The 23,242-nt window shown below is 42.1% G+C and carries 27 protein-coding genes and 2 pseudogenes; 15 read left to right on the forward strand and 14 right to left on the reverse strand.

What is annotated here, in order from left to right; all coding sequences use genetic code 11:
- Positions 1–379 precede the first annotated feature (379 nt).
- Genes PI95_RS13540 through vapC form a run of 3 tightly spaced genes read left to right on the forward strand, consistent with a single transcriptional unit; the run spans position 380 to position 1,343 of the window.
- Positions 380–748: a hypothetical protein gene (locus PI95_RS13540; RefSeq protein WP_052324827.1), complete on the forward strand. Its 369-nt coding sequence runs from the start codon at positions 380–382 to the stop codon at positions 746–748.
- On the forward strand, positions 745–945 hold the full coding sequence (locus PI95_RS13545; RefSeq protein ID WP_039740951.1) for a type II toxin-antitoxin system VapB family antitoxin: 201 nt from the start codon (positions 745–747) through the stop codon (positions 943–945). Before PI95_RS13540 ends, PI95_RS13545 begins: the two co-directional genes overlap by 4 nt.
- Complete coding sequence (gene vapC / locus PI95_RS13550) at positions 942–1,343, forward strand: type II toxin-antitoxin system VapC family toxin (protein WP_039740950.1); 402 nt, start codon at positions 942–944, stop codon at positions 1,341–1,343. Before PI95_RS13545 ends, vapC begins: the two co-directional genes overlap by 4 nt.
- A 21-nt stretch (positions 1,344–1,364) precedes the next feature.
- Here the strand turns inward: vapC and PI95_RS35210 are convergent, their stop codons facing one another.
- The 3 genes from PI95_RS35210 to PI95_RS13565 form a co-directional block, all read right to left on the reverse strand.
- Positions 1,365–1,700, reverse strand: coding sequence for a hypothetical protein (locus PI95_RS35210; protein WP_039740947.1), 336 nt, complete (start codon positions 1,698–1,700; stop codon positions 1,365–1,367).
- 59 nt (positions 1,701–1,759) lie between these two features.
- A complete protein-coding gene (locus PI95_RS13560; protein WP_039740943.1) occupies positions 1,760–2,233 on the reverse strand; it encodes a hypothetical protein in 474 nt (157 codons plus the stop codon).
- A gap of 93 nt (positions 2,234–2,326) precedes the next feature.
- Entirely contained in the window at positions 2,327–4,744 is a 2,418-nt protein-coding gene (locus PI95_RS13565; protein WP_039741547.1) for a phosphoketolase family protein, read from the reverse strand.
- A gap of 593 nt (positions 4,745–5,337) precedes the next feature.
- Here PI95_RS13565 and arsM point away from each other — a divergent pair.
- From arsM to PI95_RS13595, 6 genes are all read left to right on the forward strand, one after another.
- Positions 5,338–6,306 (forward strand): arsenosugar biosynthesis arsenite methyltransferase ArsM, encoded by a 969-nt coding sequence (arsM, locus tag PI95_RS13570; protein ID WP_039740939.1) that lies wholly within the window; start codon positions 5,338–5,340, stop codon positions 6,304–6,306.
- 13 nt (positions 6,307–6,319) lie between these two features.
- The gene (locus PI95_RS13575) at positions 6,320–7,285 is read left to right on the forward strand and encodes an inorganic phosphate transporter (RefSeq protein WP_039740936.1); all 966 of its coding nucleotides are present in this window, start codon (positions 6,320–6,322) and stop codon (positions 7,283–7,285) included.
- 81 nt (positions 7,286–7,366) lie between these two features.
- The gene (arsS, locus tag PI95_RS13580; RefSeq protein ID WP_039740932.1) at positions 7,367–8,353 is read left to right on the forward strand and encodes an arsenosugar biosynthesis radical SAM (seleno)protein ArsS; all 987 of its coding nucleotides are present in this window, start codon (positions 7,367–7,369) and stop codon (positions 8,351–8,353) included.
- Between the two features lie 212 nt (positions 8,354–8,565).
- On the forward strand, positions 8,566–9,270 hold the full coding sequence (locus PI95_RS13585; protein ID WP_039740929.1) for an ROK family protein: 705 nt from the start codon (positions 8,566–8,568) through the stop codon (positions 9,268–9,270).
- Positions 9,271–9,307: 37 nt separating this feature from the next.
- Positions 9,308–9,481, forward strand: a complete 174-nt coding sequence (locus tag PI95_RS13590) for a hypothetical protein (RefSeq protein WP_163518870.1) — start codon at positions 9,308–9,310, stop codon at positions 9,479–9,481.
- Between the two features lie 29 nt (positions 9,482–9,510).
- The gene (locus tag PI95_RS13595) at positions 9,511–10,527 is read left to right on the forward strand and encodes an SDR family oxidoreductase (protein WP_039740927.1); all 1,017 of its coding nucleotides are present in this window, start codon (positions 9,511–9,513) and stop codon (positions 10,525–10,527) included.
- Between the two features lie 116 nt (positions 10,528–10,643).
- Here the strand turns inward: PI95_RS13595 and PI95_RS13600 are convergent, their stop codons facing one another.
- On the reverse strand, positions 10,644–11,177 hold the full coding sequence (locus tag PI95_RS13600; RefSeq protein WP_039740925.1) for a dihydrofolate reductase family protein: 534 nt from the start codon (positions 11,175–11,177) through the stop codon (positions 10,644–10,646).
- 279 nt (positions 11,178–11,456) lie between these two features.
- Here PI95_RS13600 and PI95_RS13605 point away from each other — a divergent pair, with 279 nt between their 5' ends.
- Together PI95_RS13605 and PI95_RS13610 are read left to right on the forward strand one after the other, a co-directional pair.
- Entirely contained in the window at positions 11,457–11,756 is a 300-nt protein-coding gene (locus PI95_RS13605; protein WP_039740923.1) for a hypothetical protein, read from the forward strand.
- Complete coding sequence (locus PI95_RS13610; RefSeq protein WP_039740921.1) at positions 11,746–12,111, forward strand: type II toxin-antitoxin system PemK/MazF family toxin; 366 nt, start codon at positions 11,746–11,748, stop codon at positions 12,109–12,111. The genes PI95_RS13605 and PI95_RS13610 overlap by 11 nt, the downstream gene beginning before the upstream one ends.
- Positions 12,112–12,118: 7 nt before the next feature.
- Here PI95_RS13610 and rtcA read toward each other — a convergent pair whose 3' ends face one another.
- The 4 genes and pseudogenes from rtcA to PI95_RS13625 all read right to left on the reverse strand — a co-directional run bounded on the left by rtcA (position 12,119) and on the right by PI95_RS13625 (position 15,099).
- A complete protein-coding gene (gene rtcA / locus PI95_RS13615) occupies positions 12,119–13,168 on the reverse strand; it encodes an RNA 3'-terminal phosphate cyclase (protein WP_039740918.1) in 1,050 nt (349 codons plus the stop codon).
- 378 nt (positions 13,169–13,546) lie between these two features.
- Positions 13,547–14,125, reverse strand: coding sequence for a Uma2 family endonuclease (locus PI95_RS13620; protein ID WP_039740915.1), 579 nt, complete (start codon positions 14,123–14,125; stop codon positions 13,547–13,549).
- A 26-nt stretch (positions 14,126–14,151) separates the two neighbouring features.
- Positions 14,152–14,335: pseudogene (locus tag PI95_RS35925) on the reverse strand (FAD-binding protein); the annotation flags it as partial.
- Between the two features lie 293 nt (positions 14,336–14,628).
- The gene (locus tag PI95_RS13625; protein WP_039740913.1) at positions 14,629–15,099 is read right to left on the reverse strand and encodes a tetratricopeptide repeat protein; all 471 of its coding nucleotides are present in this window, start codon (positions 15,097–15,099) and stop codon (positions 14,629–14,631) included.
- A gap of 264 nt (positions 15,100–15,363) precedes the next feature.
- Between PI95_RS13625 and PI95_RS13630 the strand changes: the two genes are divergently transcribed.
- The 4 genes from PI95_RS13630 (at position 15,364) to PI95_RS13645 (ending at position 19,857) form a co-directional block, all read left to right on the forward strand.
- Positions 15,364–16,620 (forward strand): GTP cyclohydrolase II, encoded by a 1,257-nt coding sequence (locus PI95_RS13630; protein ID WP_039740910.1) that lies wholly within the window; start codon positions 15,364–15,366, stop codon positions 16,618–16,620.
- A 231-nt stretch (positions 16,621–16,851) separates the two neighbouring features.
- Positions 16,852–18,087, forward strand: coding sequence for a URC4/urg3 family protein (locus PI95_RS13635; protein ID WP_039740907.1), 1,236 nt, complete (start codon positions 16,852–16,854; stop codon positions 18,085–18,087).
- A 344-nt stretch (positions 18,088–18,431) separates the two neighbouring features.
- Entirely contained in the window at positions 18,432–19,064 is a 633-nt protein-coding gene (gene upp, locus PI95_RS13640) for a uracil phosphoribosyltransferase (RefSeq protein ID WP_039740905.1), read from the forward strand.
- A gap of 388 nt (positions 19,065–19,452) precedes the next feature.
- Positions 19,453–19,857 carry a Na-translocating system protein MpsC family protein gene (locus PI95_RS13645; RefSeq protein ID WP_039740902.1) on the forward strand — a complete coding sequence of 135 codons (405 nt, stop codon included), beginning with the start codon at positions 19,453–19,455 and terminating at the stop codon, positions 19,855–19,857.
- Between the two features lie 5 nt (positions 19,858–19,862).
- Here the strand turns inward: PI95_RS13645 and PI95_RS13650 are convergent, their stop codons facing one another.
- From PI95_RS13650 to PI95_RS13675, 6 genes and pseudogenes are all read right to left on the reverse strand, one after another.
- Positions 19,863–20,795, reverse strand: coding sequence for an ABC transporter permease (locus PI95_RS13650; RefSeq protein ID WP_039740899.1), 933 nt, complete (start codon positions 20,793–20,795; stop codon positions 19,863–19,865).
- A 73-nt stretch (positions 20,796–20,868) separates the two neighbouring features.
- Positions 20,869–21,924: an ABC transporter permease gene (locus tag PI95_RS13655; protein WP_039740897.1), complete on the reverse strand. Its 1,056-nt coding sequence runs from the start codon at positions 21,922–21,924 to the stop codon at positions 20,869–20,871.
- A 34-nt stretch (positions 21,925–21,958) separates the two neighbouring features.
- Positions 21,959–22,153 carry a hypothetical protein gene (locus PI95_RS13660; protein WP_039740895.1) on the reverse strand — a complete coding sequence of 65 codons (195 nt, stop codon included), beginning with the start codon at positions 22,151–22,153 and terminating at the stop codon, positions 21,959–21,961.
- Entirely contained in the window at positions 22,146–22,709 is a 564-nt protein-coding gene (locus PI95_RS13665) for an ATPase (RefSeq protein WP_039740893.1), read from the reverse strand. The genes PI95_RS13660 and PI95_RS13665 overlap by 8 nt, the downstream gene beginning before the upstream one ends.
- Before the next feature lie 86 nt (positions 22,710–22,795).
- Entirely contained in the window at positions 22,796–23,119 is a 324-nt protein-coding gene (locus PI95_RS13670) for a type II toxin-antitoxin system HicB family antitoxin (protein WP_201280436.1), read from the reverse strand.
- Positions 23,106–23,234: pseudogene (locus PI95_RS13675) on the reverse strand (type II toxin-antitoxin system HicA family toxin); the annotation flags it as partial. The gene PI95_RS13670 and the pseudogene PI95_RS13675, both read right to left, overlap by 14 nt.
- Positions 23,235–23,242 lie beyond the last annotated feature (8 nt).

Genomic DNA, 23,242 nt, shown 5'->3' on the forward strand with positions numbered 1-23,242 from the left:
ACCCCCGCACGGAAGTGTCCTCCCCTTGTCCTCCTTGTCCACGGACACCTTCCTCAACGGGGGGGAACCCCCGCACGGAAGTGTCCTCCCCTTGTCCACGGACACCTTCCTCAACGGGGGGGAACCCCCGCACGGAAGTGTCCTCCCCTTGTCCCCTTGTCCCCGTCATCCCCCTTTTGAAAAGGTCTACTTTTTACTCTTCACATAACGATCCTGACAGTCGCAGTGGGTTATGGCATATTTACTTGGCAAATTTTAAGGTTTTGAGCAGACTGAGTGTTTTGATGAGATTTTAATCACCAGCGTCCAAACGAAGTAGAACTCGCTAAAAATAACACTATAGTAAAGTTAATCGTCCTGACTCTACTGTTGAATTTTTATGGACACCAGCACATCTTCAGGTAGAAATAGTGAGTCTAAAGTGCTTGATGAGTTTAAAGAGGCACACATAGAAGAAATACAAGCGATCGCCTCAACGTTAGTCAAGATCACAAACTTATCAGAGTCAGCAGTAAAACCTCATCTTGATGCCATGCTTGAGCAATTAGTGAAGTCTAAACAAAAGCCTTTATTTTATGAAACTGCTAGCGCTGAAGAATCAATTCAGGCACTGAAAGATTGGAGCATAAGCCACAGACGAGATACACCGCTTCTTGACGATTATGCTGTAAGTCGGGCAGGTATATATGAGGATGATAGTGATAAAATCCTGATTGTGTCGCAGTTTATAGTTATGAAAACTACATGACAATCAATCTTCAAATCGACGAAGCCTTAATTAAAGAAGCTTTAGCCCTTGGCAATCAACAAACTGAACGTGATGTAGTTGAACAGGCTTTGCGTGAATATGTGCAGCGTCGCAAGCAACAAATGGTAGTTGATTTGTTTGGAACAATTGACTATGAAGAAGATTACAATTACAAACAGCAGCGACAAAAGCAGTGATTGTTGTAGATACCTCTGTCTGGTCATTGGCATTGAGACGGAATACTCCTACACAAGTAATACCTGTTGTCAATCTGTTGCGTGATTTGATTGTTGACAATCGAGTAGTATTATTAGGGGCTGTGCGGCAAGAGGTGCTTTCAGGTATTCGTTATGCTGAACAGTTTACCAGACTTAAAGACTATCTCCGCGCTTTTCCTGACTTAGAATTGACAACTGAAGACTACGAACTGGCTGCTGAATTTTACAACACTTGCCGCACAAATGGTATTCAAGGAGCCAACACAGATTTTTTACTTTGTGCAGTTGCTCATCGTCGTGGTTGGTGCATTATGACAACTGATAAGGATTTTGAGAGTTTTCAAGCATATATTCCTGTCAGTTTATTGGAGGAGTAACCCAACTTCTCTTGTGCAGAGTTATCTAACATGTTTTTGCAACGTTTCAGCGGATTTACGTGAGATATTGCCCTGAGAACTCGGAACTTCACCCTCAGAACTCGGAACTTCACCCTCAGAACTCGGAACTTCACCCTCAGAACTCGAAACTTCACCCTCGGAACTCGAAACTTCGTGTTCGGAACTCGAAACTTCGTGTTCGGAACTCGAAACTTCGTGTTCGGAACTCGAAACTTCGTGTTCGGAACTCGAAACTTCGTGTTCGGAACTCGGAACTTCACCCTCAGAACTCGAAACTTGATGTTCTGAACTCCAAAATTTAAGCTTTGAACTCGGAACGTTGAGTTCTACACTCAAACATCGAGCTTCAAAGCTTAAAATTTCAACTTTTCAGGCAGAATAACTGAGTTTTTGTTTTAAACTGCCGACGTTTGCGGCTGTGTTTTGCGAGATTTACGGGTAAACCTGCGTCCTAAGTCATCAATCACCGTATCTAAACCAGCTACATCACCGCTAGCTTTGGCATAATTGTAAACTAAAAGAGCTGCTGTATAAGCTTCACTGCCAGTTGCAATCAAGGTATCATCTACCAATTCTTGCAATTGCGTTAAAGATAGCAGCACAGGATACAACGCCTCAAATAATTCTACATCTAGGCGCATTTCATTTACATTAAACGACCTAGGCAGAAAATCCGGGTTTTGTGTGGCTACTTCTAAGGCTTTACTTACAAAAGCTTGACTTTTGTCACCTAGTTTCGGCAAGTATTTACGCTCATTTGCCGTCAAATCAATTAAAAACGGCAGCTTTTCTTTGATAGTAGCGATCGCTTCCATCACCGCTTCTCGGTCTTTTTGGGAAAAACTAGCACTGATACGATTATTCGCCATATTTATCACTCCATTGGCTTAGATTATTTCAGTATTCCCAAAGTTATGAAGGCGATCGCTATTTCATTTTAAGCACTAAAGTGCTTACTACGTTTAACTTCCCTCGTGACCGACATCAGTGTTCTGACCTGAGTCCTGCCATTTCCAGTGAAGAATTTCTGGCATATCTTCACCATGCTCGTTAATGTAAAGCTTATGTGAAATCAACTTGTCATGCATCATCTGCTTGACATAAGCGGCTTTATACCCTAGTTGTGGCACTCTGTCAATCACATCATCCACTAAACTAAAGCGGTCTAACTCGTTAAGGACGACCATATCAAACGGTGTGGTAGTCGTTCCCTCTTCTTTATAACCGCGCACATGAAAGTTATCATGGTTTGTGCGACGATAAGTGAGGCGATGAATTAACCAAGGGTAGCCATGAAAGGCGAAAATTACAGGTTTGTCAGTCGTAAAGAGAGTGTCGAAGTCTTTATCGCTCAACCCGTGCGGATGTTCGCTTGTTGGTTGTAGTGTCATCAAGTCTACCACGTTGACCACGCGCACTTTCAAGTCGGGGAAGTTCTGACGCAGAATATCTACTGCCGCTAAAGTTTCCAGCGTCGGAATGTCTCCCGCACAAGCCATCACCACATCGGGTTCAAAGCCTTTGTCATTGCTTGCCCATTCCCAAATGCCGATACCAAAGGTACAATGCTTAATAGCAGCTTCCATATCAAGATACTGCAACGCGGGTTGTTTGCCGGCGACGATGACGTTAACATAGTTGCGGCTTCGCAAACAGTGGTCTGTGACTGATAGCAGGGTGTTAGCATCGGGTGGCAAATAAACCCGAATGACTTCAGATTTTTTGTTCACCACATGATCGATAAAACCTGGGTCTTGATGAGAAAAGCCGTTGTGGTCTTGTCGCCAAACGTGGGAAGTTAGGAGATAGTTGAGAGAAGCGATCGGTCGGCGCCAAGGAATATGACGAGTAGTTTTCAACCATTTTGCGTGTTGGTTGAACATTGAGTCAATTATGTGGATAAACGCTTCATAGCAGGAGAAGAAACCGTGACGACCGGTGAGGAGGTATCCTTCTAACCAACCTTCACAAGTATGTTCGCTCAAAATTTCCATCACTCGTCCATCGGTGGATAGCTTTTCGTCTTCTGGAAGTATTTCGGCATCCCAAGTTCTTGTTGTCACTTCAAATACAGCGTCCAGCCGATTCGATTGAGTTTCATCGGGTCCAACGATGCGAAAGTTGCGCCGTTCGGAATTTAGTTTGATTACATCCCGCAGGAATTTCCCCATTACCTTGGTAGCTTCGGCAACAACTGCGCCCGGTTTGTCAACTTCAACAGCGTAATTTTTAAAGTCAGGCATTTTCAGGTCGCGCAGCAAAATACCACCGTTAGCGTGGGGATTGTCTCCCATGCGACGCTGACCTTTGGGGGCGAGTTCGGCTAGTTCGGGAATTAGTGTACCATTAGTATCGAAGAGTTCTTCCGGTTTGTAACTTCGCATCCACTGTTCCAGGAGTTTGAGGTGTTCTGGTTTGGATGCAATTTCACCAAAAGGAACTTGATGCGATCGCCAAAAGTTTTCTGTCTTTTTGCCGTCAACCTCTTTTGGTCCAGTCCAACCTTTAGGAGTTCTCAGGATAATCATTGGAAAAGGCGATCGTCCAGTATTATTATTATTCCGGGCGTCTTGTTGAATCTCTTTGATTTCCCGAATTACAGTATCTAGCGTTGCTGCCATCAATTGATGTACAATTTCTGGGTCGGAACCTTCGACAAAGTAAGGTTTATAGCCGTAACCGACAAATAAACTTTCTAACTCTTCATGGCTGATTCGTGCCAGCACTGTTGGGTTAGCAATTTTGTAACCATTAAGATGTAAAATTGGTAGTACAGCACCATCATGCACTGGGTTGAGAAACTTGTTTGAGTGCCAACTACCTGCTAAAGGTCCGGTTTCTGCTTCACCATCACCAATAACGCAAGCAACAATCAAGTCAGGATTATCAAAAGCTGCACCGTAAGCATGGGATAGAGAATAGCCGAGTTCACCACCTTCGTGAATCGAACCCGGAGTTTCTGGTGCAACGTGACTGGGAATACCCCCAGGAAAAGAAAACTGTTTGAAGAGTTTCTTCATCCCCTCGGCATCTGGGGAAATATTCGGGTAATATTCGCTGTAAGTACCTTCGAGGTAAGTGTTAGCGACCAATCCAGGACCACCGTGACCGGGACCTGCAATATAAATCATGTTCAGGTCATTCTTTTTGATAACTCGGTTCAGGTGAGCGTAAATAAAGTTAAGACCCGGAGTTGTTCCCCAATGACCGAGAAGTCTGGGTTTGACATCTTCTTGCTTCAGCGGTTCTTTGAGTAGGGGATTGTCTAGTAAATAGATTTGTCCAACTGAAAGATAGTTAGCTGCAAGCCAATAAGCGTTGATTTTACGCAGTTCTTCATCAGTTAAAGGCTTTGATTGGGTCGGGGTTGCTAAGATCATACCGAACTCCATTACTTTCGTGATTTTGACCAACTTACAAGTATGCAAGTTTAGTTATCTTGAAAATGATGGTCATCTTACTTATGACCAGTCTTTGCGATATTTACCTGAAAAAATTGGCAGTTATAGCCTTTACAGCTAGTCGGTTATTTGGTCGAATCTCAAATAAATATCCACAAATCAAGATTATGACCTTGATCGGAGGTTATCAAACAAGATAACAAATTGGATATTATTTAATTTTAGTTTTGTTTAATTGCCAGAAGTTAAATGTTGTTTAATATATGTGTAAGAATTAATTATGATTCTTTCAAAATATCTCTTTTGGTAGAGGTTTATTATTTTATATAGTTTCAACTTCAAATAAAAAAATTCAGATCCACTGGAACGTTTCTACTCGTAGTGGGCACTTAAGTGCCCAAATTAAGCGATAAATCGCTTACTACGAGCTATAAAAAAAGCGTAGAAGCGCGATCGCTTGCATTTAATGTATATCAAAACACATAACTCCAGATACATTTAGCAAAAATTAATCTTACATAAAGTTAGTTGTATTACTATTCACAAAGCGAACTATAAACTTCACAACGACAATGACCTATTTAGAAGCAGCAGCGCAATTCTACAGCGAAGTAGCGCAAACACCGCAAGTTGGACTTTGTTGCGTCCAAAGTTCATCCTTGCAGTTGCCAGGATTGCATATTCCCTCGCAAATGCAGGAAATGAACTATGGTTGCGGTACCACCGTTCACGCTGCTGAACTCGCAAACCAACCTACAGTGTTATATGTTGGTGTTGGTGGTGGGTTAGAAGCGTTGCAATTTGCTTATTTTTCTCGTCGTCAAAGTGCTGTAATTGCAGTCGATCCGGTTGCAGCGATGCGAGAAGCTGCTACACGCAATTTAGAAATTGCCGCAAAAGAAAATTCTTGGTTTGATACCAGCTTTGTAGAAATTCGCGAAGGCGATGCTTTTAACTTACCAGTTGATGATGCTTCTGTCGATGTAGTAGCGCAAAATTGCCTTTTTAATATCTTTGAACCAGAAGATTTAACTCGTGCTTTAAAAGAAGCATATCGAGTATTAAAACCAGGTGGACGCTTGCAGATGAGTGACCCGATCGCTACTTCTCCAATTCCGCTTCATTTACAACAAGATGAGCGGTTACGAGCGATGTGTTTATCAGGCGCACTCACTTATGAAGAGTATACTCAACGTATCATCCAGGCTGGTTTTGGTCAAGTTGAAATTCGTGCCCGTCGTCCTTATCGTCTTCTAGATTCTCAAACTTACAATTTAGAAGAGAATTTACTTTTAGAAAGTCTGGATTCTGTTTCTTTCAAAGTTATCATTCCTGAAGATGGTGCTTGCATTTTCACAGGGAAAACAGCAATTTACGCGGGTGCAGAAGAAATTTTTGACGATTCAGCCGGACATATTCTGCAACGTGGAGTTCCAGCGGCAGTGTGCGATAAAACAGCCGCGAAACTTGGCGATTTCAAGCCAAAAGAGATAATCATCACTGACTCTACATGGTATTATGACGGCGGCGGTTGTTGTTAAAAAGTGATAAGAAATGTTATTAGGTGCATTGTTTGTAGTTACGCTTTTTTTAGCTTATTCCAATGGAGCAAATGACAACTTCAAAGGTGTAGCAACGTTATTTGGGAGCCAAACAGCGAGTTATAAAACAGCAATTTGGTTAGCAACGATTACAACTTTTGCGGGTTCGGTGGCTTCGATTTTTCTTGCGGAAGCATTAATTAAAAGCTTTTCTGGGAAAGGACTGGTTCCGGATGCGATCGCTAACGCAACGGACTTTCATTTAGCAGTAGCGATCGCTGCGGGTTTAACTGTGATTATCGCTACTGTAGCTGGATTTCCGATTTCCACAACTCACAGTTTAACAGGTGCGCTGGTTGGTGCGGGATTAGTAGCGATCGGCACGAAAGTTAATTTTACAGCTTTGGGAAACTCCTTTGTTTTACCGCTGTTGCTAAGTCCGATCATTGCCATTCCTTTAGGAGCTGGAATTTACAGCTTATTTAACTATATCTACCACAAATCCAACTTGACAAAAAACCAGAAAATTATTGACATTTGTCATTACATCAGTGCTGGTGTTGTTAGTTTTGCGAGAGGATTAAATGACACTCCGAAAATTGTCTCACTCATCCTGATTATTCAGGCTTTCTCAATTCAAGGAGGAATTATAGCTGTAGCAGTAGCAATGGCAATAGGGGGTTTACTCAACGCTAAAAAAGTTGCAGAAACCATGAGTAAAAAAATTACATCAATGAATCATACTCAAGGTTTGTCTGCCAACATTGTAACTGGACTTTTGGTAATTGCTGCCAGTCGTTTCGGACTTCCTGTTTCGACAACTCACGTTTCAGTCGGTTCAATTTTTGGTGTCGGAGTTATTTCCAAAACAGCTAATGCGCGTGTTTTTTCTCAAATTCTGCTTTCGTGGATTTTAACATTACCTACTGCCGCAATTCTTAGTGGAATTTCTTACGGATTATTGCACAGTATATCTTAGGGTAGGGTGCGTGACGGCGCAAAAATTTAAATATTGATAATAGCCTAACGCACCTACGGTTGAATGGCACTTACTTAAATCATGCTTCAAACAACAATAACACCTTTCAAACAGAAACTAAGTTCTCCCTTGACAAAAAAGGGAATTAGTGTATTACAAATTAACTTAGGTAAGCGCTGCAACCTTGCTTGTACGCACTGTCATGTGGAAGCGGGACCCAAACGCACAGAAGAACTTACCCCGGAAATTTGCGAACAGTTAATCAAGTTAATTCATCAATTTCCAGAAATTAAAATTGTTGACTTGACAGGTGGTGCCCCTGAGATGAATTATGGATTTAAGCCACTAGTAGAAGCCGCAAAAGCAACAGGTAAACAGGTAATTGTCCGGTCGAATTTGACAATTTTCTTTGAAGATGGTTTTGATGATTTCCCAGAATATTTTGCTCAACATCAAGTCAGAGTAGTTGCTTCTCTGCCTTGCTATTTAGCAGATAATGTTGATAAAATGCGGGGTCTTGGTGTTTTTGATGATTCGATTCGCGCTGTGCAATGGCTAAATAAAGTCGGCTATGGAAACAAGCCAGATTTAATTTTGGATTTAGTGTATAATCCACAGTTACCTACAAGCGAAAAATTCTCCTTAACTCCCGAACAGAATAAGCTGGAACAGAATTACAAAACGTTCTTATATGAACATTTTGAAATTGTGTTTAACAACCTATTCACAATCACAAATATTCCAGTAGGTCGAACTAAAATGCATTTAGAACGTAAGAAGCTTTACGCACCCTATTTGCAGTTCTTAGAGTCGCATTTTAATAATAGTACAATTGAAAATTTGATGTGTCGTGATGAACTTTCAATTGACTATTTGGGTAATGTCTATGATTGTGACTTTAACCAAATGATGAAGCTACCTGCGAAAACTCGCAATGGTGAAATTCTCACAGTTGCTAAGTTGCTAGAAGCTGGTAGTTTAGACTTAATTGATGAGGTACAAACTGCTGCTTATTGTTATGGTTGTACCGCAGGATGTGGTTCGAGTTGTGGTGGTGCTTTGGTATAAAGTCAATTAATTTTAGATGAAAGGATTTTAAACCGCTTCTTGACGCGGATAAACGCAGATAATAATTAATTATCCGCGTTCATCTGCGTTCATCTGCGGTTGTAATTTTAAATTGATGCGGTTCTATCAACCTAACCGTTTATATAAGCGTAATAATAAATACCAAATATTAATTATTTTTCAGAAAACACGCAGTAAGGAGGAAAACCCAAATGACTGAAGATAATAAGATCCGCACTTTATCTGTTGATATTGGTGGCAGTGGTGTCAAGGTTCTGCTTTTGGATAGTAAGGGTAATCCCTTAAGTGAAAAAGTGCGAAAAGAAACACCGCAACCCGCTAAACCGGAACCGGTGATAAATGCAATTGTTGAGTTAGCAGCGACTCAAGCTGAATTCGATCGCGTTTCCGTAGGTTTCCCCGGTGTGGTGCGTGATGGAGTCACGGAAACGGCGGTAAATTTGCATCCAGATTGGATTAAGCTTGATTTGGCAAAGGAATTGTCACAGCGTTTAAACAAGCCTGTGCGGGTGATTAATGATGCTGATATGCAGGGTTTGGGAGCAATTGTAGGTAAGGGTGTAGAATTGGTGATTACCTTGGGTACAGGCTTTGGTTCGGCTTTGTTTGTCGATGGTAAATTAGTGCCGAATTTGGAAATGGGGCATCATCAGTTTAGAAAAGGCGAGACTTATGAGCAACAATTGGGACGTGCAGCTTTAGAAAAAGTTGGTGATAGTAAATGGAATCGACGCTTAGAAAAGGCGATCGCTTCTCTACAAAATCTATTCAACTATAATTACCTTTATATCGGCGGTGGTGAAGCCACAAAAGTCAAAATTCAGCTACCTGAGAATGTGAAACTCATCCCAAATATTACTGGTTTACTCGGTGGAATTGCTTTGTGGCGAGATTAAGAATTGTTAATGGTTAGTTGTTAGTGGTTAGTTGTTGGTGGATAGTTGTTGGTGGATAGTTGTTGGTTGTTGGGCATCGGGCATTTATCCCCCTTATCCCCACTCCCCCACTCCCCCACTCCCCACTCCCTACTCCCCACTCCCTACTCCCCACTCCCCTTCCTTACTCAGTCTTGCGAAAGATGTCGCGAGGCTTAATAAAAATTATTAATTGGAAGGAGAGGGTAGGGATGATAAAGTATGCAATTGAAGCCGATAAATCAGCAAGTGGTAGCCATCGTTGGCGCCTCCAGTGGAATTGGACGGGAAACAGCGCTTTTGTTTGCGCGACGCGGTGCAAAGGTAGCAGTAGCAGCGCGGAGTGAATCAGGGTTGAATTCCTTGGTGAACGATATTCAAAGCTTTGGTGGTGAAGCGATCGCCATTGTTGCAGATGTCAGTGACTTTGAACAGGTAAAGGCGATCGCCGATCAAACTGTGGCAGAATACGGAAGGCTCGATACTTGGGTTCATGCCGCTGCTACAGGTATACTCGCACCTTTTGAAAAAATCACACCCGAAGAGTTTCAACGAGTTATTGATGTAACTTTGATGGGACAGGTTCATGGTGCGATGGCAGCATTACCCTACCTGAAACAAGAAGGACGCGGGGCATTAATTCATATTTCTTCAGTGGAAGGTAAGCGCGGTTTACCGTTGCAAAGTCCTTACTCTGCGGCAAAGCATGGTTTAGAAGGTTTCTTAGAAGCGTTGCGGGTAGAGTTGCAGTATGAAAAGTTGCCCATCAGCGTCACCTCAATACTGCCTTCTGTTATTAACACACCTTACTATAATAAAGTTGCCACCAAATTAGGCGTGAAACCGACAGGGATACCACCATATTACGATCCTAGCCTTGTTGCTAAAGCGATTCTTTATGTTGCCGAACATCCCACCCGTGATTTTATCGTTGGGGATGTGGGTAGAGTGTTAGATGTGCTACAAAGAGTTTCGCCTCCTTTAGTGGATTCAGTCTTGACGGCAATTGGTATTCCCGGACAGCGTACCAACGAACCGAAGTCAGAAGACGCACCAAACAATCTTTTTGAACCGATTGCAGGTTATGACAAAGTTAAGGGAGACTTTGGCAAGCTTGAAATTCCAAGTTTCTTAGATTGGTTCGATATGAACCCGCCGGTTAAATGGGGTGCTTTAGCGGTTGCGGCTTTGGGTGTTGCAGCGTTTCTCGGTGGGTGGGTAAATGGGAATGATGTTTAAGGAGTTTTAGCTTTGGGGTGAACGAGCGATCGCATTTACTGATTGTAGAGTGCGATCGTCTTGCAGCATAACAATCGCGTTATGTTGCGTCGATGGTGGGCAAATAAAGCAACTCCCTAAACTACCTGATTTTTCACGTGATAAAAAAGCAACACAACACCGTTTTTGTAAATCTTGCTGTTGGTGAGTTCCAGTGAAGTCTGCTTGACTACTCCGGAAAAAAGTGGAATCCCTGAGCCTAATAGTAAAGGATTTAACTTCAAGATTATCTCGTCAATCAAGTTTTCGGCAAATAGCATTGTAGCTAAATCAGCGCCACCGCAGAGGTATATATCTTTACCCGTTTCATCCTTCAACGCTCTAACAAATTCAACAACCTTCTCGGAAACGATCGCCACATTCTCATCCGGACTTTCCTTCATCGTGCGGGAGATAACATACTGCTTCATACTTGGGTAAGGATTGGTTACACCTTCTTTTAACCCCACCTCGTATGTCTTGCGTCCCATCAAAACGGCATCAAACCACTTGTAAGACTCCAAATAATCAGCCACATGCTCACCTTGAAAAAGAAAACCGTCAAATGAGCCGTCTTGGTGGGCAATAAACCCATCAACGGTGCAAGCTACGTAATACTTCAGTTTTCGCATATCTAACCTCCTGGTTCGTAATGAGCGGTTTACCCTTCGGGTTCGCCAGTCGCTCATGGGGGAGACCCCCAAGACCGCGCTGGCTCACCGCTCAGATCAACGGTTTTAAGGGATAGAGCCACTTACTACCTTAAAAAGCGTTTATTTATGCCCATCCAGATTCCCGCGCTAACCCAAACTGCTCAATTACCGCCGCATTTGTCCTCAAATAATGTGAATTGTAACTATTTTATTCTTTTCCACATAATATTATGATCAAATAAAAAGGTAGGTTCATGTGTGAAATCAACTTTGTATTTGACAGCAAAAGTCTTACCGGGAAATAAAATTGAGATTCAAAATTTAAACCTAACAGAAGGACAAACAGTTGAGGTCATAATTATAATTTCGGAATCTAATACTTCTATTGACTCTGAAAATAACCAGTCTCCTTCTTTGCAGGAACGTCAGGCTTTCCTCAAATTACCTCTTAGCGATCGCAGACGAATTCTGGAAACTCAAGCCGAAACAATGCTGTCTCACTACCAGCAAGATTCTGAATGGCAAGAGTTAATGGCGGGTGACATAATTGACTACTAATCCTGACATGCCTAAGCGTGGGGAAATTTGGTTAGTTAATTTTGACCCTACAATAGGTGCAGAAATCAAAAAAGTACGCCCCGCAGTAGTTATTAGTGCTGATGCTGTGGGGAAATTACCTATTAAATTGATTGCTCCAATTACAGATTGGAAACCTTCTTTTGCTCAAAATATTTGGCACGTCAAAATCGAGCCAGATACTAGCAATTGTTTGACGAAAGTTTCCGCAATTGACGCATTGCAATTAAGAGGAGTAGACTTGCAACGATTCATTCACAAGTTAGGTATTATGTCAGACATTACCATGTCCGCAATTTCAATTGCGATTGTGACTATTATTGAAGCGGAAATATAATATAAATCTAATATTTTTGATAAGGTTCCACTACCACTATCTTCTCCACATCATCCACCATTACCCGCGCTAGCCCAAATTGTTCAATTACCGCTGCATTTGTCGTCAAATGCAGACTTACCTCAGCCACGCGATACTCGCTTTTCTCGCTAGCTAATGCAGCCGGTAGCAATAACTGATCCGCCAAATGTTCATCTACTGGTGCGCTTGTTTGATGAAACTTCAGCAACTCCTCACAAGCGATTTCCGCAACTTTTTCTGATGACAACCGCTTCTCTCCCAACCCACTAAACCCAGCTAAACTATTTTTATATTTAGCGGTGAGAAACAAACCAGCCCCAGGTGCAATACCTTTTTCTCGCAATGCTTGCACAGCAACTTTTAATTTGGCTTCTTGCAATATATTCTCAGCACGATTTGCCATGCGTTGGGGAATATTGGCAGGTAATTCTGTTACCACTGCCAGTCCCCGCACTTGTTGCAAGTCACCGCGTTCGAGCAACTTGATACCAGTGGGTTTATTACCACCACTTACGCGCAATTGCACTTCTCCCCCACCTTGAGGATACCATCCCCAAGCGCCAAGTTTTACTTGAGCTTCCACGCCCATTTGCTGTAACATTGGCAGATAGACTTGCTCAATGTAGGTCGTTGAAGGGCTAAAAGCAACGTGAGTTCCACCTCGTAGCGTTACTTGGGAATCACCATCAGCTAGCGCCAAAGGTAAGAGGATAGTTTGCAATACTAAAGTAACCGCACCCGCAGAACCACCTTCTCGCGCTTCGCTGACATCAAAGGTGTAATTTCCCGCTTGCACAGAACTACCGGGAATGAATTCTAGCATCATTGAACCGAAAGCATCACCCCGCACTTTGGCATGACAAATTGCCGCAGCAGCACGAACTGATGTCAAGTGTTGTGCTGCTAACCCCGGCTTTTTGCGTCCAGCGCGAATGTTGTAAATGCGTATGGATTCACCGGTGATGGCAGCGAGACTTAAGGAGGTGCGGAGAACTTGTCCACCTCCTTCTCCATAGGAACCGTCAATTTCAATCATGGGGTGCAATTCCTTTGTATTATTGTAGGATTACAATAATACAATGTGTAAAGATATAGGACTAATATTTGATTTTTGAAATACACGTAGGGTGCGTTACGGCAAAGCCTAACGCACCGAGACATCACAGAAATACACGTAGGGTGCGTTACGGCAAAGCCTAACGCACCGAGACATCACAGACGGTGCGTTAGGACGAATGTCCTAACACACCCTACCCATACTTTTTGATATGTGTAGTATTACAATACTACTAAATGTCAAGATAGTTTGTCATGCTGTTAACCATTAAGAATTATTGGCGTTGCATATTAACGTGATGATTCGACGTATTGTAGAGACGTTCCACTGGAACGTCTCTACGATTAATCCAAAAAATTATGCAAAAATTAATTGTAAATCTAACACAAAACCAGGAAGAACATCCTCACCAGATAAACTAGTAGGAGATTGTAAAACTTCTACCTCTACCAAAGGTCGATAAATTTCTACTTGTTTCTTTTTCGGATTAATCAACCAACCCAAACGCAAACCATTTTCTATATATTCCTGCATTTTTGCTTGAGTCTCTTCTAAATCATCGCTTTCAGATACCAATTCGACTACAAAATCAGGACACAAAGGTAAAAACTTCTTTCGTTGACTTGAAGTGAGTGCATCCCATCTTTCTATCTTTATCCAAGACGCATCGGGGGAACGAGTTGCACCATTTGGAAGTTTAAAACCTGTGGAAGAATCAAAAGCTTTTCCGAGATGATTTTGACGACTCCAAAACCATATTTGACCTAATAAATCAAAGTTACGGTTTCCCGTTTCTCCCCCAGTGGGTGACATAATAACTAATTCTCCATATCGCGTCAATTCTAGTCGTAATTCTTTGTTAAAAATCACAACTTGTTCAAATTGTTCATCTGTAAATTTGAGATTTGGGGGTAACTGTAAAGTTAAGGCACTCATAGTTAATTCTCCAGAAAAATGTGATATTAGGTTGATAGAAGCTTGCTTTTACCAGGATTCATCAAATTGTAGGGGTCAACCATTTGCTTAAATTTTAGATTACGGCAATGCGATCGCTCTCCTCTCTTCTTCTATAAAATAAGAATGGGGATTAGCAATAAATACGTTTTTCTCTTGGCGATCGCGTATAATTCCATTGAGGCGTTCTTTGCGCTCTTAACCGCACCAGTAGCTTTCTTAGGAGTTGTAGAGACGTTCCAATGGAACGTCTGTACAAGAGTCAAAAGTCAGAATTGCATTTTGTGCAAAGCTACGCGGACTGTATAAACGGTATTTTTGCATCGAAAGCCTCTTGCAACGTTCTTCACCCTGAGTAGCGGTGTAAAATCCAACAAGCATTATATTCTGACTTCTGAATTTTTCTTTATCGGCGCTTTCATGCCATTTCTTTAATATAAAGTTATATAAGGCACTCAAAAAGAAAAATTACAGCGCCTAGATTTTTAGCTGATTCGCAGTGTACATTCTAAAATTAACTTTTGATTTACCAAAGAATATGGTTGAATTTCTAAAGCGCGTTGAAAAGCTTTGATTGCTTCACCGTACTCGCCAAGTGCGGCATAACACAAGCCCATACCGTGAAGTGCGCCAAAATGTACTGGTATTATTTCCACAACTTTCTGACAGTCTGCTAGCGACTTATAATATTTGCGGCTGCTGTAGTAGAGAAAAGCGCGACGATTCCAAGCTTCAGCAAAATCTGGTTGTTGTTTGATCAGTTGGTTCAGCACTGTTTCGGCTTCGGCTAGTTCCCCAGCGTCTAGTAGCTTTTGACTGCGGTCTATGGTTTCTAGCCCAGAAATTCCCTTTTGCTTGAACCAGATGCGCCAAAGTTTCCTAGTCGCGTGTTCGCGCACTGTTTCGTCAGGATTTTTCAAATCTTCAAGTAAGGAATTGATTGATAAAGAATCCATGAATTTGAGGTTAGAGATTGTATATTAGTAATTTCGCACAAAACTATTCAATTAAATCACTTTTAAAGGCATCTTTAAATTATGACAATTGCAATGCTCGGCAATTATCGTGCTATTTGTTGTAGTCAGTAATACTGTTAGTGCGTTTACGCAATATATCAAGTCATTAGCACAAACTTTATAAAAGTGAAAAGGGTGTCTTGGCAGTTGACAAATCCCTAGTAAATAATAGTTGATAAAAAGATAACAAAAAATAAATTGACTATGCCAAAACAAAACAGCGTTTCTCGGCATATTGTTCTGACTTCTCATCCCAGTCGTTCTGGTCCCAAACCGATCGCGATTAACTGGGGTGCTGCTGACCCGATGCAACGAGGTCCAGTGATTGCTACTTTAACAAAGTCGGCGCACCGCAATGTTATAGGCACTCATTCGGGTGGTTATGCGGTTTATCGCGCTTTAGCAGTGGCTAGCGGATCGCTGCAATCAGATCATATAGCGGATTTAACCAACACGTCTCCAACAGAGCGTATTGGACCATATCCAAGCTGGTCAGTTGCTGATAAAATCGTCTCGCTTGACCCTTATGGAGCGATCGCCTCTGAGGTGTTTGCATCATACTACGAACAGGGATATGATATCCGTCCGACGATCGCCATCACCAAAGCGCACATTAATATGCCCGAACTGCAAGAAGCGATCGCCAAAGGACGCTTGCAAGTTGATGGTAAAATTATGAAACCCGGTGGCGATTTGGTGGTAACTAAAGCCGCAATTGAGCCGGTTTGGTATTTACCAGGACTTGCCAAGCGGTTTAATATCACTGAAGGCGAATTGCGTCGCGCTTTATTTGAACAAACTGGGGGAATGTTTCCAGAATTGGTCACTAGATCGGATTTGGAGGTGTTTTTGCCGCCAATTGGAGGTTTGACGGTGTATATTGTCGGTGATTTAGAAGCGATCGCCGATCCGAATAAGCCTTTAGCTGTCAGAGTACATGATGAGTGCAACGGTTCGGATGTCTTCGGTTCGGATATCTGCACTTGTCGTCCTTATTTGGTACACGGAATTGAGGTGTGCGTGCAAACAGCACAAGAAGGAGGTGCTGGGGTTATTGTTTATTGTCGCAAAGAGGGTCGCGCCCTTGGTGAGGTTACGAAATTTTTGGTTTACAATGCTCGCAAGCGTCAAGAAGGAGGCGATCGCGCTGATGCCTACTTTGAGCGTACTGAATGTGTGGCAGGTGTCCAAGATATGCGCTTCCAAGAACTAATGCCGGATGTACTGCATTGGTTGGGCATTACTCGCATTGACCGCATGGTATCTATGAGTAATATGAAGTTCGATGCCATAACTCAGTCGGGAATTGAGATTGTTGAACGAATTGCGATTCCCGATGATTTGATTCCTCAAGATGCGCGGGTGGAAATTGAAGCGAAGAAAGCTGCTGGATATTTTACCACAGGGGATGTGTTAGATGCAAACAGTTTAGCTGATGTGAAGGGACGAGGTTTGGAGTAGGAAGTAGGGAGACAGGGGGACAGGGGGACAGGGGGACAGGGGGAAGAACTCCCGTACAGACGTTCCACACCAAACGTCTCTACCTAACTCCTCACTCTTAACTCCTAACTCCTCACTCCCCATCCCCCCCTCTCCCCATCCCCCACTCCTCCACTCCTCCACTCCCCCACTTTCCCACTCCCCACTCCCCACTCCCCATTCCCATTATTTACGGAGATACGAACCGCCAAGATGCCAAGAACGCCAAGTTTAGAGGGTAAGGAGTTGATTGCATATCTTCGTTCTGCTTACGCTATTCGGCAACGTTGTATGCAATTGTTTGTATTGGCGACTGAAGATAAGTTGCCAAATTTTGGTTGTGATTTGATGCAGTTGAATAGGGTAGCAGATTATGTGATTTCGGTGATGCGGGGTGAGTACCCAAATTTGGATATTCCGTTTCACAGTCGTTGGCGACATTTTGAGGCTGGAGGTGTGCGACGTTTAACTCAGTTGGATGAGATGTTGGTGGGAATGACACCGCTGCAAAAAGCGGCAGCGAAGTTTGATTTGGCGATTATTAGTGTTTTGCTGGATGCGGGAGCGGGGAATAGTTGGGGTTATTATGAGCAGGAGACTAATTTGGGTTTTGGGCGAAGTGAAGGTTTGGCTGTGGCTAGTTTCCGGATGTTTTGTCAAGGTGCTTTTTCTAGTGACCAAAAACAATCCTTAAAAGCGGATGCTCAAAAGTTGCAATTATTAACAGAAGAAGAATTGGCGGATGGGTTTCAGGTAAATGCCGAAAATCCTTTGGTGGGGGTTTCTGGGCGGTTGAAGTTGTTGCAAAAATTAGGAGAAGCTTTAGTATCTTCTCCTGATTTATTTGGCGAAGTAAATCCGCGTCCGGGAAATATGGTAAATTACTTAATGGGAAAATCTGAGAATCAGGCGATCGCTGCCACAACAGTTTTCGATGCAGTTTTAGAAGGACTGAGTGATATTTGGTCTGGACGAGTTGAAGTTGCTGGAGTTAACTTGGGGGATGTCTGGTTTCACCCGGCTGTTGGTGATGATAATTTAGTGCCATTTCATAAGCTGTCTCAATGGCTTACCTATTCTTTGTTGGAACCTCTACAGGAACTCGGTTTAGAAATTACTAATTTAGATGCGCTGACTGGTTTGCCAGAATATCGGAATGGAGGGTTATGTCTGGATTTGGGACTTATCAAGGTTAAAGATTCACAGGTTTTGCGATCGCCTCATTTAGTATCATCAGAAGTTATAGTTGAATGGCGTGCAATGACTGTGATTTTGTTGGATTGCATTGCGGTTAGAGTTCGGGAAAAGTTGGGTATGAGTGCTGAGGAATTGCCACTGGTGAAAATCCTCCAAGGTGGAACTTGGACAGCAGGACGAAAAATTGCCGCAGAACTCAGAACAGGTGGTGTCCCCCCTATACAAATAGAAAGCGATGGGACTGTATTCTAATTGTAAGTAGTTACAGTCAGTTTGAATTAAGGAACGAGTTATGAATCAGCGATCGCATTTGGTTGCTGATGATTGTTTTGTTTGTTTTTTTAATATATGAGAATGAGCGCAGAATTAATGGAGAACGAACCGCAGAGGACGCAGAGAACACAGAGTTTGGAAGAGTTTGGGAGAGTTTTTGCGTAAGTTTTAGAAGTAATAAAATCTCTCTTCCCCATTACCTATTACCCATTCCCCATTCCCCACTCCCCATTCCCCCAACGGGAGAGCCAGTCGCCTCAACGCGGGGAACCCGCGCACGGCGCTGGACTCACCATTCCCCATTCCCCACTTTATATAAAAATATGGCAAAAGTAACTTTAATTGACCATCCGTTGATTCAGCACAAATTAACGCTGATGCGTAAAGCTGAAACTAGTACGGCAAAATTTCGCGTTCTTTTGAAAGAAATTAGCTTGTTGTTAGCTTATGAAGTGACGCGGGATTTACCGCTGAAATATGAAGTGATAAAAACGCCATTAGCGCCAATGAATGCACCAGTGCTGGCACCGGAAAAAAAGCTGGTGTTAGTTTCGATTATGCGGGCAGGACAGGGCATTTTAGATGGAATGCTGGAGTTAATGCCATCGGTTAGGGTGGGACATGTTGGTTTATATCGCGATCCAAAGACGTTGATTCCGGTGGAGTATTATTTTAAGATTCCCGATGACGTGGATAAGCGAGATATGCTGGTGGTCGATCCGATGTTGGCTACTGGCAATTCAGCGGTGGCAGCGGTGGAAAGACTGAAATCAACTAATCCGATGTCGATTCGGTTTGTCTGCTTGCTTGCTGCACCAGAAGGCATTGAGCATTTCTGCGCGGTACATCCTGATGTGCCTTTGTATACGGCAGCAATTGATGACCATTTGGATGAACACGGTTATATTATACCTGGTTTGGGAGATGCAGGCGATCGCTTGTTTGGTACAAAGTAAGCTAATAGTCAGATAAAAAAAGGTAAGAGATAAAAAGTAAATTTTGTCTTCTTCCTTTTTTAGGATTTTTTGAGTGTGTCTATTGGGGGAGGCAAAAGGTTATCCTAGCCTTTCATGATATTGTTATGTTCATATTTTGCAATAAAGCTTGATAAATAATATTCATAGTTATTGCAAACAAATGGGCATTTACTAAACAACAAACCAATAATTTTTAAACCTACATGTGGGTTTTATCAGTGTGACTATGATTTTAATTACCTGAATGCTAGATATCAGAGGTGAAAATTTTTATGAGACTTCATCTGATTTGATAGCAAATACATGATTAATAAAAAAATAACTTTATCTTTTTTCAATAGAGTTATCTAAAATTAATAAATTATTTATGGTTAGACCAACGATTGGACAATTAGAACGAGAAATATCACAGCGTATTGGTTCTTTATATAATACTCAACTTGGGCTACGTCCTAGCAAAGTTATTTGTCATTGCTTTGATAAAGAAATTGTCGTAACTTTAGAAGATTCTGTTACTCTAGTTGAGCAAACTCTTGTTGATGGTAATTATAGGAAATTAGCCGAAGAAGTTAGAGTGAGTTTAAATAAAATAATTAAGCCACAAATTAAAGCTTTGATTGAGGAAATTATTCACAGAAATGTGATAGATATAATTAGCAATTCCAGTTTAGCAACCAATCGGACTGGTATCATTGCTATTTTGGAACAGTCCCCAGCGGTTCGCAATCCGGAAGCTATTCCTAAAGTTGATTTGAATAGTGTAAGCGATTGAGATATTTACTGACGCTTTTGATTTTCGGGAAAATAAGCGATACCCAAAGCTGCTGGTGGTGTGGATTTGCCTTTTTTGCTAACGAGAGCAAATAAGGCGATCGCGTAAGGTAACATTATCAAAAATTGATAGGGAATATTCGCACCCAATGCCTGTATTCTTAATTGTAAAGCTTCTGTCGCCCCAAACAACAAACAAGCTAAGGCAGTACTTACAGGATGCCATCTACCAAAAATTAAAGCAGCGATCGCAATAAATCCTTTGCCAGCACTCATCCCTTCCGCAAAAAACTTTATCTGTACTAAAGTAAGATAAGCCCCTCCCAAACTAGCAAGACATCCACCGATTATCACAGCAGTGTAACGCACAGTTTGCACTGAAACACCAGCCGTATCCGCTGCTTGTGGATATTCTCCTACAGCTCGCAAAGTTAGACCAAAGCTAGTATAAAACAATATGTATGTAGTTAAAGTAACTATTATTAATAATAAATATACGAGAATATCTTGTTGTAACAAAGCGCCAATTAGGGGAATATTGGCAAAACCGGGAATAATAATTGCTGCAATTCCGGGCAATTGTTGAGCTATACCACCACTAAATATTAGCCGTGCTAAAAAAGATGTTAACCCAGCTGCGACAAGATTAATTGCTAACCCAGATACCAACTGATCGACGCGCAAAGTTACACATAAAAAAGCATGAAGTAAACCGACGATTCCCCCAGCAATCAAGGCAGCGATTACACCAATCCACGGATTACCTATGTAAAAGGTGGCAGCAGCACTGGTGAAAGCACCTGTAAGTAACATTCCTTCTAAGCCAATATTTAGCACTCCTGAACGTTCAGAATAAAGTCCTCCCAAAGCAGCGAATGCGAGGGGGACGGCTAAACGCAAGCTAGCAACGAGGTAATCTGAGAAGAGGGCATTGGGCATAGGGCATGGGGTATTTGGATGCCCTCACCTTCCAGGGTGAGGGCAATACGTACTTCAAAGTTCATTATCTGCGTTAATCAGCGTTTATCGGCGGTTTAATTACTTTTATCTTTTTTTCCATCGCTAGACTAATGGCAATAAACAATACAGTCAAACCTTGAATAGCATAAACTACAGTCACGGGTACACCTGCGCTGCGTTGCATGACATTCGCACCACTACGTAGAGCCGCGAAAAATAGAGAAGTTAATATTACACCGAAAACACTACCGCGACTGAGGAAAGCGATCGCGATCGCATCAAATCCATAACCGGATGATACTTGTTCAAACAAGCGATATTTCAACCCCATCACCTCAGAAGCACCCGCTAAACCAGCTAAACCACCCGCTAATGCCATTACTAACATAATCGTGCGTTGGACGGAAATACCTGCGTAACGGGCAGCGATGAAGTTGAATCCGACGGCGGTGATTTGGTATCCTAGAGGCGATCGCATCAACAATATCCACAATATCCCTGCCGCGATTAATCCCAACAAAATTCCCGCATGTGCCAAACTTCCTGGTAAAATAATCGGTAACTGTGCAGATTTGGCTATTAATGGCGAATATGGACTAGGCGCGTTTGCTGCTTTCAAAGGATTCTGCACCAGATAGCTGACTAAGTTGATGGCAATGTAGTTTAGCAGCAACGTGGTGATTACCTCATTCACTCCCCGCACTGCTTTCAGATAACCGGGAATCCAACCCCAAACTCCACCAAAAACAAACCCTGCGAAAAGCGCTAAAGGTATGTGAATAAATGCGGGGAAATTTTGCACGTATAACCCTATCAAAGCACTTCCCAAAGCACCGAGATAAATTTGTCCTTCTCCACCAATATTAAATTGACCGGCACGCAACGCGACTAGTACGCCTAAACTAGTTAATAATAGCGGTGCCATTTTCGTAAGCGTGTTACCAAAGCCAAAGTAAGTTGAGAGAGATTCTTGAAATAAGGCAGTGTATGCAGCGATTGGGTTAGCGCCGGCGAGTATGATGAGAATTGCACCGACAATGAGAGAAGATGCGATCGCAATTAGCGGTGAGATAATTGGTAGCAATTGGATACGGTTAGTTGCAGTCATTTTGGGACATAGATTAGGGCAATGCGATCGCACTTCATCTGCTTTTGTTTTCAAGGTGTTGTGACTGAATCGTTGGTATTTCCTCAGCGGTTAAAGTGACGATTTTCCCATCTTGCATAATACTAATAGATTGACCAAGCTTGCGATGTCGTTCAATCGCTTCTGCAATTGCTGCTTTTACTCCAGTATTAATTTTACTGTGTAAGGTTCTCATTTCTTCTTCAGTCATTGATTTGCCTCCAAATTTCATCTATATAAATTATAGATTGCTGATTAATAATACGTTCAGCTACTAACCTGGGTTCTGACTTGGAATTGTTATAAACCATCCAGCCATCACATAGCGGTAAATACAAATCAATCAGATTTCTTCGTCCTCTTTCATAGCGTCTGCGAATCACCTGTTCTGGAATCGAGTGTCCCCCACTAGCAACCCGTCTGGCTACCCTTTCGACTGCCAAATCAGCGCTTTGCAGCCAGAAATAAATTAAGTTAATCGTGTAACCTTTTGCTTTACAATCAATTATAAATGGCGCAAAAGTTCTAGCTGCTAGTGTGGTTTCAAACGCAAAATCCCTTCTCAAATTAGATAATATCCGCAGTCGCTGAATCATCAAACGTCCTGCCTCAATAGCCATAGACTCTGGATTGAATGGAGAAAGTCCAGCTGCGATCGCATCTGCGTTCACATACTCAAAGCAGTCGATAAAATTTGGCAGCAAACTCATAGAAACAGTCGTTTTACCTGAACCATTTGCACCACCAATAACGTATATACTCGGCATACTAATTATAAAAGGCGCGGTAGAGACGTTCCACACGCCCACGTCTGTACAAAAGTTAGGAGTTATTACTCCAGACTTGCTAGCAATCAATTTTTAGACTCAGATAACCGTTTTTCTATCCAAGAATTCAAACTTTGTCCTTCTTTCTTTGCTTTGATTGCAATTTGTTTATGTAAACTCGGATTTATTCTGACTACAAACTTACCTGAAAATGGTTTTTCAGGTTCCTCACCACGTAATGAGCAAAAGTCCAAATAAACATCTACAGAATCATGAAATGCTTGCTTCAATTCTGCTACGGTGTTGCCTTGAAAAGTTATTACATCTCTAAGATTAATTACTTCACCATGAAAAATTTCTGCGTCATCATCAAATTCTACAATTGCTTCATAACCTTTATAATTCATCATTTGTCACTCCCGCTTCTGTCAAAAACCGTCGTAGCGATTTAACCGCACCTTTATCTGTTTCTTTCTCCGGATATGGTCTGTGAAAAACCGCTCTTATTTCATTAAGAACAACCTTATTAGTCA

The sequence above is a fragment of the Hassallia byssoidea VB512170 genome (assembly GCF_000817785.2).
GTDB lineage: Bacteria > Cyanobacteriota > Cyanobacteriia > Cyanobacteriales > Nostocaceae > Hassallia > Hassallia carrinoi.